Genomic DNA, 14,700 nt, shown 5'->3' with positions numbered 1-14,700 from the left:
CGGCCGCCATGATCTCACCGCATTGCGCGGGCCGGCCCCGCGGGATAAGCCCCATGCCGTGACCCAAAGCCCCGCTTCCGCCGCCGCCGGCCCGGTCGCCGCCCGCTACGACGCCCTGGTGGCGTCGGGCGCGATCGAGCGCGATCCCGCCCAGACCGACCTCGTCGCCCGCCTCGACGGGGTGATCCGCGACCTCGCCGCGGTGCCGCCGCCGGCGAGTCCGGGCGTGCTCGGCCGGCTGTTCGGCCGCAAGCCCGAGCCGGTGGCGGGCCCGCGCGGCCTCTACGTCTGGGGCCTCGTCGGTCGCGGCAAGACCATGCTGATGGACCTCTTCCACGAGGAGGCCCCGGCCCCGAAGCGCCGGGTGCATTTCCACGCCTTTATGGGCGACGTGCACGAGCGCATCCACCGCCACCGCCAGGCGGTGAAGCAGGGCACGGCACGGGGCGACGACCCGATCGCCCCGGTGGCCGAGGCCCTGGCGGCGGAGGCGCGGCTTCTCTGCTTCGACGAGTTCACGGTCACCGACATCGCCGACGCGATGATCCTCGGGCGGCTGTTCACGGCGCTCTTTGCCCGCGGCACCGTGATGGTGGCGACCTCGAACGTCGAGCCCGACCGGCTCTACGAGGGCGGCCTCAACCGCGCCCTGTTCCTGCCCTTCATCGACCAGCTCAAGGAGCGGGTCGCGGTCGTGCGGCTCGATTCGCGCACCGATTTCCGCCTGGAGAAGCTCGGCGGCAGCCCGGTCTACCACGTCCCGGCGGACGACGCGGCGGCGGCCGCCCTCACGGGCGCGTTCCGGGCCCTGTCCGGCGAGGCGCAGGGCCGGCCGACGGCGATCCAGGTCAAGGGCCACGACGTGGCGATCCCCGAGGCCGCCGGCGGCGTCGCCCGCTTCACCTTCGCGGATCTCTGCGCCCGGCCGCTCGGTGCGGCCGACTACCTGACTCTGGCCGAGCGCTTCCACACCGTGATCGTGGACGGCATCCCGGTGATGGACCTGGCGCAGCGCAACGAGGCCAAGCGCTTCATCATCCTGGTCGACGCGCTCTACGACACCCGCACCAAGCTGCTCGCCTCCGCCGCCGCCGAGCCGACCGGGCTGTACCTGGCGGATTCCGGCCGCGAGGCGTTCGAGTTCGAGCGCACGGTCTCGCGCCTGATCGAGATGCGCTCGGAGGAATACCTCGCCCTGCCGCACGGACGGCCGGATTCCGAGGCCTCGGGCAGCACGACCGGGCTGGTGGAGACCTGAGACGCGCTTCTTGATTGCGCCGCAATCTGCGCGCCGAAGCGGTGGCGCGTCCGCGCTGTTAGTTCATTCCCACCGAGGCCTCCGATGACCCCCTCCCCGCATCCGACCGACCTGTCGCCCGAGCATGCCGTCGCGACGATCTCGCGCTGGCTCGCGGTGGAGAGCCCGACGGACTCGGTCGAGGGCGTCAACCGGATGATGGACCTCGTCGCCGGGGAGGCCGCCGGCCTCGGGCTGACCGCCGAGCGGGTGCCGGGCCGCGACGGCTTCGGCGACAACCTGATCCTGCGGGCCGGCCCCCGGAACGGCGAACCCGGCATCCTGGTCCTGTCCCACCTCGACACCGTGCACCCGGTCGGCACGCTCGCGAACGACCTGCCAGTGCGGGTCGAGGGCGACCGGCTCTACGGGCCCGGCGTCTACGACATGAAGGGCGGCGCCTGGCTGGCGCTCCAGGCCTTCGCGGCGGCGGCGCGGGGCGGCCTCGCGCGGCGCCCCCTCACCTTCCTGTTCAGCAGCGACGAGGAGACCGGCTCGCAATCGACCCGCGGGCTGATCGAGGATCTCGGCCGCACGAGCGCCGCGGTGCTCGTCACCGAGCCCGGCCGCGACGGCGGCAAGGTGGTGACCGGGCGCAAGGGGGTGGGCCGCTTCGACGTCCATGTCGAGGGCCGTCCCTCGCATGCCGGCACCCGCCACGCCGACGGCCGCAACGCCATCCGGGAGGCCGCCCGGCTGATCCTCGAGATCGAGGGGCTGACCGATTACGCCCGCGGCGTCACCACCACGGTCGGGACGATTCTCGGCGGCACCGCCGAGAACGTCGTGCCCCAGCATTGCCGCTTCGCCGTCGACCTGCGGGTGGTCACCGCCGCCGACGGCGAGGATTATGCCGGCCGGATCCTGGGCTTGCGCGCCTCGCCGGATTTCCGCGTCACGGTGACCGGCGGCATGAACCGGCCGCCCTACGACGCGGAGGCCGGCGCCGCGCTCTACGCCCACGCCAAGGCGCTCGCCCGCGACGAGCTCGGGCTCGACCTCGGCGCGGTGCCGCTCACCGGCGGCGGCTCGGACGGCAACTTCACCGCGGCGCTCGGCATCCCGACCCTCGACGGCCTCGGCATCGACGGCGACGGCGCGCACACGCTCCAGGAATACGGCCTGATCTCCTCGATCGCGCCGCGCCTGCGGCTGATGCGGCGGCTGCTGGAGACGCTGTGATCGCGCCCGGGACGGCGATCTTTCGCGCCCTCCCCGCGTTGCCGGCCCGCATCCTGCACGGATGCGGGACCGCCACGGATGACACCCGCGCATGACCGACCGCACCAACCCCTGGGTGACGCTCTCCCGCGAGCGCCGCTACGAGGATCGCTACCTCGGCGTCGACCTCGACCAGCTGCGCCACGAATCCGGCCGCGAGCACCCGCACGTCGCGCTGCGCTTCAAGGTGTTCGGCGTCGCGGTGCTGCCGGTCGATCCCGCGGGGCGGGTGACGCTGATCGGGCAGTACCGGTACGTCCTCGACCGCTTCACCTGGGAGCTGCCGCGCGGCTCGGGCTCGGTCTCCGACGACGCGCTGGCCACGGCCCGGCGCGAGCTGTCGGAGGAGACCGGGGACGAGGCCGGATCCTGGCTCGAATTGATGCGGCTCGACGCCTCGCCGGGCATCTCGAGCGAGCGGGTCCCGGGCTTCGTCGCCTGGAACCTCACGCGCGGGCCCTCGCATCCCGACCCGCAGGAGAGCCTGCGCCTGCGCCGCCTGCCCTTCGCCGCGGCCCTCGACGAGGCCCTGTCGGGCGCGATCACCGACGGGCCGAGCGTCGCCCTGCTCCTGTGCCTCGCCGAGCGGGCCCGGCGGGGCGACCTGCCGGAGGATCTGTCGGCGCTGCTGCGAGGGTAGGGCGGGAGGCTCAGCGCGCCGCGAGTTCCCGCAGCAGCGCCTCGTGGAACCGGTCCGGCGCCTCGACCTGCGGGGCGTGGCCCAGCCCCTCGAACATCACCAGCCGGGCGCCCTTGATCCGCCCCGCCACCTCCGGCGCGAGCCGGTCGTAGCGCCCGAGCGTGGCGGCGATCTCCGGCGTCGCCCGGTTGGCGCCCGGCGCGGTGCGGTCCTTGGTCCCGGCCATCAGCACCGTCGGCACGCGCAGGCGGTCGACTTCGTGCACCACCGGCTGGGTGAACACCATGTCGGAGGTCTGGGCCTGGTTGAGGGCCACCCGCTCCGCGCCCGGGCCCGCATAGAGCCCGGCCTGCATGTCGACCCAGCGGTCGTAGGCCGGCTTCCACTGGCCGTCGTAGTAGAACTTGAGCTGGTAGGCCTTGATGCTCGCCGCACTCGTCCTGCGCTCGGCGGCGTAGGCCGCGTCGATCGTCTGGTAGGGCACGCCCTTGGCCTGCCAGTCCTCGAGCCCGAGCGGATCGACCATCACCAGCTGGTCGACCGCCTCGGGGAACATCAGGGCGTAGCGGGCGGCCAGCATCCCGCCCATCGAATGCCCGACGATCGTCGCCTTGGCGATGCCGAGGGAGGCGAGCAGCCCGTGGGTGTTGGTGGCGAGCTGCTGGAAGCTGAACTGGTAGCCGGCGGGCTTCGAGGACTTGCAGAAGCCGATCTGGTCGAGGGCGAGCACCCGGTAGCCGGCGCGCGCCAGGACGCCGGCCGTGTCGCCCCAGGTCGCGGCGCAGAAGTTCTTGCCGTGGAGCAGCACGATCGTGCCGCCGTTCGGGCGCTCCGGCACGACGTCCATGTAGGCCATCGACAGGTCCTGCCCCTGCGATGCGACGGCGTGGCGCTTCACCGGATAGGGATAGTCGAATCCTTCGAGCTCGGGCCCGTAGGAGGGAGCGGCCGCGGCGGCGTTCGCGGACAGGAGGCAGAGGGCGAGGAGCGGATAGCGCATCGAGCGGATCTCCCGGACGGTGGCAGGCTCTTACACCGTCGCCGACCGCACCGCAGGAGCTTGCGTGGTCGCGCGACGGTCGTTCCGCCCTCGGATAGCGGGGTGGCCGCGGGTCGGCATCGCGGTTAACCTTAGGGCAAGTCCGGGCGGCGAGGGCCCGTCGCGGTGGATCGCGCCCGCCCCGGGTGCCCGGGCCCGCGCCGCCGGCCGTCACGACAGGAGAGGACACCGTGATCGACGGAGCGACCCTGATCGCCTGGGGCTTCAAGCCCGGCCGCTGGTTCAAGCAGGGGCTGGAGACGGCCAACGCCATGCGTGCCGCCGGCGGGAGCGACGATGCGATCTTCGCCCAGCTGCAGACTCTGGTGCCGCCCGAGACGCTGATGCGCACGAACGGCCTGCCCTACCGCCTGTTTCTCGATGCCGAGACCCCGGCCGAGCGGGCGAATGCCGCGTCCGTGGCGGCCCATATGGATGCCCTGATGCGCGTGCCGACGATCAAGGCCGGTGCCGTGATGCCGGATGCCTGTCCGTCGGGGACGCAGCCGGGCACCATCCCGGTGGGCGGCGTGGTGGCGTGCGAGGACGCCATTCATCCCGGCTTCCACTCGGCGGATATCTGCTGCTCGGTCGCCGTCACGGTGTTCAAGCGCGACGACGACCCCGCGAAGGTGCTCGACGCCGTGCAGCGGGTGACGCATTTCGGGCCCGGGGGACGGGACAAGCCGATCCGGCCGGTCTTCGAGGGCGAGGCGGCGTTTTCCGACAACCCGTTCCTGAAGGGCCTCGAGAACATGGCGCTCGGGCATTTCGGCAGCCAGGGCGACGGCAACCACTTCGCCTTCGTCGGCCGGCTCAAGTCGAGCGGCCGGATCGCGCTCGTGACCCATCACGGCTCGCGCGGCCTCGGCGCGCAGCTCTACAAGCGCGGCATGGCGGCGGCCCGGCGCCATACCGGGATCGTCGCCCCGCGCGTGCCGGCGCACAACGCCTGGATCAAGGCCGACAGCCCGGACGGCGAGGCCTACTGGCAGGCGCTCCAGATCGCGAGGAACTGGACCAAGGCCAACCACGGCATCATCCACGCGATGGTGCGCCAGGAGATCGGCAACCAGGTCCTGGACGCGTTCTGGAACGAGCACAACTTCGTGTTCCGGCGCGACGACGGGCTGTTCTACCACGGCAAGGGCGCGACGCCGTCTTGGTCGGGCTACGCTGCGGACGACGACGGCCGCACCCTGATCCCGCTCAACATGAGCGAACCGATCCTGATCGCACGGCATCGCGACCACGGGGGGTCGCTCGGCTTTGCCCCGCACGGGGCCGGCCGCAACGCCTCGCGCACCCAGCACCTGCGGGAGAACGGCGAGGCGCTGGCCGCCGAGCTGGCGGCCCTGCAGGCTCGCGGCCTCGACATCCGGTCCTATTGCGGCGTCCCCGACCACTCGGAGCTGCCGAGCGCCTACAAGAACGCCGCCTCGGTACGGGCCCAGATCGCCAAGTACGACCTCGCCGAGATCGTCGACGAAATCGAGCCCTGCGGCTCGATCATGGCCGGCGACTGGGAGCACGACGCTCCCTGGCGCAAGGCGCGCTGAACCGGCGGAATCCGGAGCGCCGGAGCGCGCTTGCGTTTCCGGCGTCGTCCCGCCATATAGGCCTCGGGAGGTTGGCGAGGGACGTTTCACTCGCCAACCGGGTCAGGTCCGGAAGGAAGCAGCCCTAACGAGACCGAGCGGGTTTTCGTCCAGCCTCCCACCCCTCCCCTTTCAGGAGCGCGTGCGCCCCCTCTCCGGGGGCCGCCCTCACGACCCTGCGAGCGCATGGACGAGACCTCCGGCACGCCCTCGATCGACGAGCCGGGTCTCCCCGGGTTCGGCGCCGCGCCGAAGCAGAGCGCCGGCCAGCCGCCGGCCCCCGCCTACCGGGTCCTGGCGCGCAAGTACCGCCCCAAGGATTTCGACGACCTGATCGGCCAGGGCGCCATGGTGCGCACCCTGGCGAACGCCTTCGAGGCCGGCCGCATCCCGCAGGCCTGGATGCTCACCGGCGTGCGCGGGGTCGGCAAGACCACCACCGCCCGCATCCTCGCCCGCGGCCTCAACTACGCGCTCCCCGACGACCCGAATGCCGGGCCGACGATCCGGTTGCCGACGCTCGGCCTGCACTGCGCCGCCATCATGGAATCCCGGCACATCGACGTGCTGGAGATGGACGCCGCCTCGCATACCGGCATCGACGACGTCCGCCAGATCATCGACGGCATCCGGTATTCCCCGGTCTCGGCGCGCTACAAGGTCTACATCGTCGACGAGGTCCACATGCTGTCCGAGAAGGCGTTCAACGCCTTCCTGAAGACGCTGGAGGAACCGCCGCCGCACGCGAAGTTCGTCTTCGCCACCACCGAGATCCGCAAGGTTCCGGTCACCATCCTGTCGCGATGCCAGCGCTTCGACCTGCGCCGGGTCGAGGCCGGGGCCCTGATCGCGCACCTGCAAAAAATCTGCGACGCGGAAGGCGTCTCGGCCGAGGCCGAGGCGCTCGCCGCCATCGCCCGGGCCGCCGAGGGCTCGGTGCGCGATTCGCTGTCGCTCCTCGACCAGGCGATCGCCCACGGCGCCGGCCACGTCACCGCCGAGACGGTGCGCGACATGCTCGGGCTCGCCGACCGCGCCCGGGTCGTCGACCTGTTCGAGGCGGCGATGCGCGGCGACGTGCCGGCGACCTTCTCGGAGCTGCGCTCCCAGCACGAATCCGGCGCCGACCCGGCGGTGGTGCTCGCCGACCTCGCCGAGTTCACCCACCTCGTCACCCGGCTGAAGCTCGCGCCCGACTCCGCGCGCTCCGACACCTCGCTCAGCGAGGTCGAGCGGGTGCGCGGCGGCGACTTCGCCGACCGGCTCTCGGTGCGGGCGCTGTCGCGCGCCTGGCAGATCCTGCTCAAGGCGATCCCCGAGGTGCAGGCCGCGGCCCGGCCGCTCGCGGCGGCCGAGATGGCGCTGGTGCGCCTGATCTACGCCGCCGACCTGCCGACCCCCGACGAGGCCCTGCGCCAGATCCGCGACGGCGGCAGCCTCGCCCTGCCGGCCCGGGCGCCGGGCGCGGCCCCGTCCGGCGCCTCCGCGACGGCGGGCGCCCCCGTCCGGGCGGCGGCGCCCGCGATGCAGGCGGCTCCCGCACCGGTCACCGCCCTGCGGGCCACGGGTTCGGCCGCGCCGGCCCTGCGCGCCCTGCCGGAGGCGCGCGCCGAGATGCCGCCCGCGCCCGCCCCGGCCCCGGCGATGCCGCGCCCGACCCTGGTGCCGTCGGCGCCGGAGCCCCGGCCTGTCCCGCAGGCGGCGCCGAAGGCGGAGACCGGCCCGCGCCTGCGCCGGTTCGAGGACGTGGTGGCGCTCGCCGACGAGCGCCGCGACATCGGCCTCAAGATGGCGCTGGAGCGCGAGGCGCATCTGGTCCGGTTCGAGGACGGCCGGATCGAGCTGCGCCTCGCCGAGGGCGGACGGGCGACGCTGGCGACCGACCTCGCCAACGCGCTCCATGCCTGGACCGGCCGGCGCTGGGTGGTGGCCCTGTCGCAGGAGACCGGCGAGGCGACGCTCGACGCCCGGGCCAAGGCCGCGGTCGCGAGCCGCCACCAGGGCGCGGCGAGCCACCCGCTGGTCCAGGCGGTGCTCAAGAGCTTCCCGGGCGCCCAGATCGTCGACGTGCGCGACAAGGCCGCCGACCCGGCGGAGCCCGACGACATCCCGCCGCCGGATTCCGACGACCCGGACCTGTAGCCGGCGGGCCCTCGGCGCCCCACATCCCGTTCGACGTACTTCTCTCTCACACCGCGAGGACGCCGCCATGGACATCATGGGACTGATGAAGCAGGCCCAGGCCATGCAGCAGAAGATGGCCGACCTTCAGTCCGAGCTCGACGGCGTCCAGGTCACGGGCGCGTCGGGCGGCGGCTCCGTCTCGGTGACGATGACCGCGAAGGGCGACGTGAAGGGCCTCACCCTCGATCCCGCGCTGCTGGTGCCGGACGAGAAGGAAATCCTCGAGGACCTGATCGTCGCCGCCCTCAACGACGCCAAGGCCAAGGCCGAGCGGGCGGCCCAGGAGCGGATGCAGGATCTGACCAAGGGCCTGCCGCTGCCGCCCGGCATGAAGCTGCCGTTCTAGGGTCTTTCCCCCTCCCCCCTGTGGGGAGGGGTAGGGGTGGGGGTGGTGCCGCGTAGAGCGCGAGCTTCATCCGGCACCACCCCCACCTCCGGCTCCTCCCCACAAGGGGGAGGAGAGACGAACCACGAAAGTCCCACACCCCATGCCCCAGGCCGTCGCGGGTCCGGAGATCGAGCGGCTGATCCAGCTCCTGGCCCGCATGCCCGGCCTCGGGCCGCGCTCGGCCCGGCGGGCCGCCCTCCAGCTCATCAAGAAGCGCGAGACGCTGCTGGCGCCGCTCGCCGACGCCATGAAGGTCGCCTCCGACCGGATCGTCGTCTGCCACGAATGCGGCAACGTCGACACGCAGGATCCCTGTACGATCTGCCGCGACCAGAGCCGCGACCCCTCGATGCTGGTGGTGGTCGAGGACGTGTCGGACCTCTGGGCCCTGGAGCGCTCGGGCGCCGTGACGGCGCGCTACCACGTGCTCGGCGGCGTGCTCTCGGCGCTGGACGGGGTGCGGCCCGAGAACCTGAATCTCGGCCGCCTGGTCGAGCGGGTGAGCGCGCCGGAGATGCGCGAGGTGATCCTGGCGCTCAACGCCACCGTCGACGGCCAGACCACCGCCCATTACGTCACCGAGCTCCTGACCCACCTGCCGATCAAGGTGACGCGGCTCGCCCACGGCGTGCCGGTCGGCGGCGAGCTCGACTACCTCGACGAGGGCACGCTCTCGGCGGCGATCCGGCAGCGCACGGCGTTCTGACCGCGCCGCCACATCGGGTTTGACCCCGGAGAGACGAATCCTTATCTCCCGGACACTTCACGGGCGCCGCTGCGGCGCCCGGCCCCCCGACTTTGCTGGCGCCCGAATGAGCATCCGTCCCCTCGTCATCCTGCCGGACGCGCGCCTGCGCGAGATCTCGGCGCCGGTCGGCACGATCACCGGCGACGTGCGGAAGCTCGCCGAGGACATGCTGGAGACGATGTACGACGCCCCCGGCGTCGGGCTGGCCGGCATCCAGATCGGCGAGGCGGTGCGCATCGTCACCATCGACACCTCGAAGGAGAAGGAGGACCGCAAGCCGCTCGTCCTCCTCGATCCCGAGATCGTCTGGTCATCGGAAGAGACCCGCCCCTACGAGGAGGGCTGCCTGTCGATCCCCGATTACTATGCCGAGGTGATCCGGCCCGACCGGGTGCGGGTCCGCTTCCGCACCCTCGACGGCGAGACCGTGGAGCAGGAGGCCGACGGGCTGCTGGCCACCTGCCTCCAGCACGAGATCGACCACCTCAACGGCGTGCTGTTCATCGACCACCTGTCGAAGCTCAAGCGCGACCGGGTGATGAAGAAGTTCGCCAAGGCGGCCAAGCGCGAAGCCGCCTGACATGCCGCTCAAGGTCGTGTTCATGGGCACCCCGGACTTCGCGGTGCCGACGCTGGCCGAGATCGTCGGCGGCGGCCACGAGGTCGCGGCGGTCTATACCCGCGCGCCGGCCCCTGCCGGCCGCGGCATGGCCCTGCGGCCCTCGCCGGTCCAGGCGCTCGCCGAGAAGTTCGGGCTCCCCGTGCTGACGCCGACGACCTTGCGCACCGAGGAGGCGGCGGAAACGTTTCGCGCCCACGGGGCCGACGTCGCCGTGGTGGTGGCCTACGGCATGATCCTGCCGCCCGCGATCCTCGATGCGCCGGCCCTGGGCTGCCTCAACCTCCACGCCTCCCTGCTGCCGCGCTGGCGCGGCGCCGCGCCGATCCAGCGCGCCGTGATGGCGGGCGACGAGGAGACCGGCGTCGCCGTGATGAAGATGGAGCCGGGCCTCGATACCGGCCCGGTCGGGATGCTGGAGCGGGTGGGCATCACCCCCGACATGACCGCCGGCGATCTGCACGACAGGCTGATGCCGCTCGGCGCCGACCTGATGGCGCGGGCGCTCGGTGCGCTCGAGCGCGGCAACCTGCAGTTCCGGGCCCAGAACCCGGATGGCATCGCCTACGCCCACAAGATCACCAACGAGGAAGCACGGCTCGACCTCTCGCAGCCGGCCAAGGACCTCTACGACCGGATCCGCGGCCTGTCGCCGTTCCCGGGCGCCTACCTGATGGCCGATCTCGGCCGCGGGCCGGAGCGGGTGAAGGTACTGCGGGCGCGCCGGGCGGACGGCTCGGGCGAACCCGGCACGCTGCTCGACGCCGCCGGCACGGTCGCGTGCGGCGAGGGCTGTTTACGCCTCGTCACCGTCCAGCCCGCCGGCAAGGGCGCCATGCCGTTCGAGGATTTCTCCCGCGGCCGGCAGCTCGCCCCGGGCGCCCGCCTCGCCTGATGCCCCGCTACAAGCTCGTCGTCGAGTATGACGGCACCGCCTTCGCCGGCTGGCAGCGCCAGGCCGCCGACCGCTCGGTGCAGCAGGCGCTGGAGGAGGCCATCGCCCGCTTCGTCGGCGGACCGGTGCGGGTGCATTGCGCCGGGCGCACCGATGCCGGCGTGCACGCCACCCATCAGGTCGTCCATCTCGACCTCGACAAGCCGTGGCGCACCGACACCGTGCGCGACGCCGCCAACGCCCACCTGCGCCCCGAGCCGGTGGCGGTGATCGCGGCCGCCGAGGTGGGCCCGGACTTCGACGCCCGCCACTCGGCGATCAAGCGCCACTATCGCTACCGCATCCTCAACCGCCGCTCACCCCCGGCGCTCACCCGCGGCTTCGTCTGGCACGTGCCCTGGGCGCTGGATGCCGGCCTGATGCACGAGGCGGCGCAGCTGATGCTCGGCCGGCACGATTTCTCCGCCTTCCGGGCGGCGGAGTGCCAGGCCAACAGCCCGGTGCGCACCCTCGATCGGCTCGACGTGGCGCGGGAGGGCGAGGAGATCGTCGTCGTCACGGCGGCACGCTCGTTCCTGCACCACCAGGTCCGCGGCATGGTCGGCACCCTGATGCTCGCCGGCGGCGGGCGGCTGACGCCGCAGGGCGTGCGCGACGTCCTCGATTCCCGCGACCGCACCCGTTGCGGGCCGCTGGCGCCCTCGGGCGGGCTGACGTTGATCGGGGTGGATTATCCGGCGGACCTCGTCTGACCCAGCGTCATCGCGCCGCGTGTCCGGGTCCGACGTTTCTGACATCGTCGGTGATACGAGAGCCGGGCACCCGACCATGACCGCGGTTGCCTTCGGTACCTATGCCCTGGTCCGCCGTCTCAAGGCGTCCGGCCTGTCGGAAGATCAGGCCGAAGCGATCACGGGCGTGCTCAGGGACGGGTGCGAAACGGATTTGGCTTTGCTCACGACCAAGGCCGACCTGCGGGAGACCGCGGCTGCGCTGCGGACCGACATGCGGGAAGACATCTCTGCGGTGAAGGCGGACCTGCGGGAGACCGAAGCTCGCCTGGACGCCAAAATCGCAGGTCTTTCCCACTAGAGCATTTTCCGACGAAGTGGACACCGGTTCGTCGCAGAAAATGCGCCAAAACAAAGACATAGAGAGCTTCGCGATTGCAACTCGATCGTGAAGTGCTCTAGGTGGACCTCGGCTCGGCCAATGTCCGAGCCGAGATGAAACTCCTGGAACAGCAGATGACGGTGAAGCTCGGCACATCGGTCGCAGCCGGCATCGGTATCATGATCGCCGCCTTCCGCTACTTGCCGCCCGCCGGCCATTGAACGCTGCCGTCACGGCCTGGACTCCGCTTACACCAAAACGTGCGCCCCTGCGGCAAAGCCAAGGACGAGCCCGAAGCACGCGAGCGTGATCAGAGCCGCGACCGGCCCCGGCAGGCCGAGGATCGCCCGGGTGGCGCGGGCGTGCAGCCACAGCACCACCACCCCGAAGGCGGCGGCGTAGAGCTCCGCGAGGCCCGGCGTGGCGAGGCCGAGGAGCAGCAGGCAGCCCGGCAGGGCCAGCACCGTCAGCCCCGCCGCCAGGCACCAGTTGGTGACGACCACGAAGGGTACGTAGGCCCGGGTCCGGCCGAGACGGCGCAGGACCGCGATCATCGCCACCGGCACCGCGAGGAACCCCGCGACGATCCCGGCGACCGCCGCCAGGGTGACGTGGTCGAGCTGAAAGAGCGCGGTGCCGGTCCCGCGCTCCAGGGCGAGCGCCACCGTGACCGCCGGGGCGGTGAGCCAGACCGCCCCGAAGGAGCGCCAGAAGCCGCGCTCGCTCACGTCGAAATGGCGCAGGGCGTCGGGCCGGCGGCCGATCAGCCCGGCGGTGCCGCGCAGCGAGCGGGCCACCTCGTCAGCACTCAGGAACATCGGCGGCCTCCGGGATCGAGGCCGCCAGATTCAACTTTCGTCTAAGACCGGTCAAGCCTGTCGCTGCGTCGCAGCATCGGCGGGAAATAGGCGTCGAGCACCCGCCCGACGATCGCCGCCAGCCGATCGAGGTCGGCGATCGCCACCCGCTCGTCGACCTGGTGCATCGTCCGCCCGACGAGGCCGAACTCGATCACCGGGCAGGCATCCTTGATGAAGCGCGCATCCGAGGTGCCGCCGGTGGTCGAGAGGGCCGGCCGGCGGCCGGTCTCGGCCTCGATCGCATCCGCCACCTGCTCGACGAAGGCGTCGGGCTGCGTGAGGAAGGCGACGGAGTTGGTCGGGCGGACGTCGAGGCTGTAGCGCACCGCGTTGCCGGCGGCGGCGGCCAGGCGCCGCTCCAGCTCGGCGGCCAGGGTCTCGGGCGTCCAGAGGTCGTTGAAGCGGATGTTGAAGGTCGCCCGCACCTCGGCCGGAATCACGTTGGTTGCCGGATTGCCGACATCCATCGTGGTGAATTCGAGGTTCGAGGCGTCGAAATGCGCCGTTCCCGCATCGAGCGGTTCGGCGAGCAACCCCTGCGCCAAGCGCAGGAGGCCGGGAATCGGGTTCTCGGCCCGGTGCGGATAGGCGACGTGGCCCTGGACCCCGTGCACGGTGAGGTTCGCCGTCAGCGAACCGCGCCGGCCGATCTTGATCATCTCGCCGAGCGCGTCCGGGTTGGTCGGCTCGCCCAGCAGGCAGTGGGCGAAAAGCTCGCCCCGCGCCCGCGCCCAGTCGAGGAGCTTGACGGTGCCGTTCACCGCAGGCCCCTCCTCGTCGCCGGTGATCAGGAACGCGATGGCGCCGCCGAAATCCGGCCCGCGCCGGCCGAGAAAGGCCAGCACCGCCGCCAGCATGCAGGCGATGCCGCCCTTCATGTCGACCGCGCCGCGGCCGAACAGCTCGCCGCCCTCGATGACGCCCTCGAACGGGTCGTGGCGCCAGGCCGAGACGTCGCCCGGCGGCACCACGTCGGTATGGCCGGCAAACAGCAGGCACGGCCCCTCGCCGAGGCGGGCGTAGAGGTTCTCGATGTCGGGCGTGCCCGGCTCCGAGAAGACCGGCCGCTCGACCGTGAAACCGGCCGCGGCCAGGATCTCCGCCAGGTAGGCGAGCGCCCCGCCCTCCTGCGGCGTCACGGAGGGGCAGCGGATCAGCCCCTGGGCCAGGGCGAGGGGAGAATGGGCATCGGTCACGGGGCGCATCCGCAGAAAGGCGAGGAGTGGATCGCCGCGAGCCCTAGCGCCGAACGCCACGCGTGAGAACCGCGCATCCCGGGGGCCTTCCCCGCGCCCCGCCTCTCGCTTAACCAGGGCCCATGACCGCGCTCAGCCCCGACGAGATCGAACGCTACGCCCGCCACATCGTGCTGCGGGAGGTCGGCGGCCCCGGCCAGGTCCGGCTCAAGGCGGCCCGGGTGCTGGTGATCGGCGCCGGCGGCCTCGGCGCGCCGCTGATCCAATACCTCGCCGCCGCCGGCATCGGCACGATCGGGCTCGTTGACGACGACACGGTCTCGCTGTCGAACCTCCAGCGCCAGGTGATCCACGGCACGCCGGATCTCGGCCGGCCGAAGGTCGAGAGCGCGGCGGAGGCCATCGCGCGGCTCAACCCGAACGTCCGGGTCGAGACCCACGCCCTGCGGCTGAACCCCGAGAACGCCGAGGGGCTGATCTCCGCCTACGACCTCGTCGCCGACGGCTCGGACAACTTCGCCACCCGCTACGCCGTCTCGGATGCCTGCTACCGGGCCGGCCGGCCGCTGGTGACCGCGGCGCTCGGCCAGTTCGACGGCTCGCTCACCACGATCCGGGCCCACGAGACCGGAGCCGACGGCCGGCCGAACCCGACCTATCGCTGCCTCTTCCCGAGCCCGCCGCCCGCGGGCTCCGTGCCGACCTGCGCCGAGGCCGGGGTGCTCGGCGCGCTCGCAGGCCTGATGGGATCGCTGATGGCGCTGGAGGTGATCCGCGCCGTCGCGGGCTTCGGCGAGCCGCTGGTCGGGCGCCTGCTGATGGTCGACGCCCGCTCCCTGCGCTTCGAGACCCTGTCCTACGCCTGGGACCCGGGCAACCCGCTGAGCGGGACGGACCGGTAG

At 72.3% G+C, this 14,700-nt stretch carries 16 protein-coding genes and 1 other RNA gene; 14 read left to right on the top strand and 3 right to left on the bottom strand.

Translation table 11 applies throughout. From position 1 onward, the window contains the following. Positions 1 to 58 precede the first annotated feature (58 nt). The 3 genes from zapE to V3T34_RS15835 all read left to right on the top strand — a co-directional run bounded on the left by zapE (position 59) and on the right by V3T34_RS15835 (position 3,158). A complete protein-coding gene (gene zapE / locus V3T34_RS15845; protein ID WP_305077488.1) occupies positions 59 to 1,258 on the top strand; it encodes a cell division protein ZapE in 1,200 nt (399 codons plus the stop codon). 84 nt (positions 1,259 to 1,342) lie between these two features. Then, complete coding sequence (locus V3T34_RS15840) at positions 1,343 to 2,479, top strand: M20 family metallopeptidase (RefSeq protein WP_305077487.1); 1,137 nt, start codon at positions 1,343 to 1,345, stop codon at positions 2,477 to 2,479. 91 nt (positions 2,480 to 2,570) lie between these two features. After that, positions 2,571 to 3,158 carry an NUDIX domain-containing protein gene (locus V3T34_RS15835; protein ID WP_305077486.1) on the top strand — a complete coding sequence of 196 codons (588 nt, stop codon included), beginning with the start codon at positions 2,571 to 2,573 and terminating at the stop codon, positions 3,156 to 3,158. 10 nt (positions 3,159 to 3,168) lie between these two features. Here V3T34_RS15835 and V3T34_RS15830 read toward each other — a convergent pair whose 3' ends face one another. Continuing rightward, positions 3,169 to 4,158: an alpha/beta fold hydrolase gene (locus V3T34_RS15830; protein ID WP_305077485.1), complete on the bottom strand. Its 990-nt coding sequence runs from the start codon at positions 4,156 to 4,158 to the stop codon at positions 3,169 to 3,171. A gap of 233 nt (positions 4,159 to 4,391) precedes the next feature. On the opposite strand from V3T34_RS15830, the gene V3T34_RS15825 reads away from it, so the two are divergent. The 10 genes from V3T34_RS15825 (at position 4,392) to V3T34_RS15780 (ending at position 11,963) form a co-directional block, all read left to right on the top strand. After that, the gene (locus tag V3T34_RS15825) at positions 4,392 to 5,756 is read left to right on the top strand and encodes an RtcB family protein (protein ID WP_462677506.1); all 1,365 of its coding nucleotides are present in this window, start codon (positions 4,392 to 4,394) and stop codon (positions 5,754 to 5,756) included. A gap of 65 nt (positions 5,757 to 5,821) precedes the next feature. Continuing rightward, positions 5,822 to 5,918: signal recognition particle sRNA small type (gene ffs / locus V3T34_RS15820), an RNA gene on the top strand. A gap of 63 nt (positions 5,919 to 5,981) precedes the next feature. After that, positions 5,982 to 7,937 carry a DNA polymerase III subunit gamma/tau gene (locus V3T34_RS15815; RefSeq protein ID WP_091888803.1) on the top strand — a complete coding sequence of 652 codons (1,956 nt, stop codon included), beginning with the start codon at positions 5,982 to 5,984 and terminating at the stop codon, positions 7,935 to 7,937. A gap of 67 nt (positions 7,938 to 8,004) precedes the next feature. Beyond that, positions 8,005 to 8,325, top strand: coding sequence for a YbaB/EbfC family nucleoid-associated protein (locus V3T34_RS15810; protein WP_048431602.1), 321 nt, complete (start codon positions 8,005 to 8,007; stop codon positions 8,323 to 8,325). Positions 8,326 to 8,467: 142 nt separating this feature from the next. Beyond that, complete coding sequence (gene recR / locus V3T34_RS15805) at positions 8,468 to 9,073, top strand: recombination mediator RecR (protein WP_058620712.1); 606 nt, start codon at positions 8,468 to 8,470, stop codon at positions 9,071 to 9,073. Positions 9,074 to 9,179: 106 nt separating this feature from the next. Then, entirely contained in the window at positions 9,180 to 9,695 is a 516-nt protein-coding gene (gene def, locus V3T34_RS15800) for a peptide deformylase (protein WP_060848410.1), read from the top strand. A 1-nt stretch (position 9,696) separates the two neighbouring features. Then, complete coding sequence (gene fmt, locus V3T34_RS15795) at positions 9,697 to 10,629, top strand: methionyl-tRNA formyltransferase (protein ID WP_305077483.1); 933 nt, start codon at positions 9,697 to 9,699, stop codon at positions 10,627 to 10,629. Beyond that, complete coding sequence (gene truA, locus V3T34_RS15790) at positions 10,629 to 11,381, top strand: tRNA pseudouridine(38-40) synthase TruA (RefSeq protein ID WP_060848408.1); 753 nt, start codon at positions 10,629 to 10,631, stop codon at positions 11,379 to 11,381. Before fmt ends, truA begins: the two co-directional genes overlap by 1 nt. A gap of 76 nt (positions 11,382 to 11,457) precedes the next feature. Beyond that, a complete protein-coding gene (locus V3T34_RS15785; protein ID WP_060848407.1) occupies positions 11,458 to 11,721 on the top strand; it encodes a CCDC90 family protein in 264 nt (87 codons plus the stop codon). 101 nt (positions 11,722 to 11,822) lie between these two features. After that, complete coding sequence (locus V3T34_RS15780; protein WP_305077482.1) at positions 11,823 to 11,963, top strand: hypothetical protein; 141 nt, start codon at positions 11,823 to 11,825, stop codon at positions 11,961 to 11,963. Between the two features lie 27 nt (positions 11,964 to 11,990). Here the strand turns inward: V3T34_RS15780 and V3T34_RS15775 are convergent, their stop codons facing one another. Further along, positions 11,991 to 12,560 (bottom strand): hypothetical protein, encoded by a 570-nt coding sequence (locus V3T34_RS15775; protein WP_305077481.1) that lies wholly within the window; start codon positions 12,558 to 12,560, stop codon positions 11,991 to 11,993. Between the two features lie 41 nt (positions 12,561 to 12,601). Then, positions 12,602 to 13,807 (bottom strand): succinyl-diaminopimelate desuccinylase, encoded by a 1,206-nt coding sequence (dapE, locus tag V3T34_RS15770; RefSeq protein WP_305077480.1) that lies wholly within the window; start codon positions 13,805 to 13,807, stop codon positions 12,602 to 12,604. Between the two features lie 113 nt (positions 13,808 to 13,920). On the opposite strand from dapE, the gene V3T34_RS15765 reads away from it, so the two are divergent. After that, on the top strand, positions 13,921 to 14,700 hold the full coding sequence (locus V3T34_RS15765) for a HesA/MoeB/ThiF family protein (RefSeq protein WP_305077479.1): 780 nt from the start codon (positions 13,921 to 13,923) through the stop codon (positions 14,698 to 14,700).

This window comes from Methylobacterium ajmalii (assembly GCF_036448855.1).
GTDB classification, from domain to species: Bacteria; Pseudomonadota; Alphaproteobacteria; order Rhizobiales; family Beijerinckiaceae; genus Methylobacterium; species Methylobacterium ajmalii.
The sequence above is the reverse complement of the archived record's forward strand: the minus strand, read 5'-3'. Positions and strand labels throughout refer to the sequence as shown.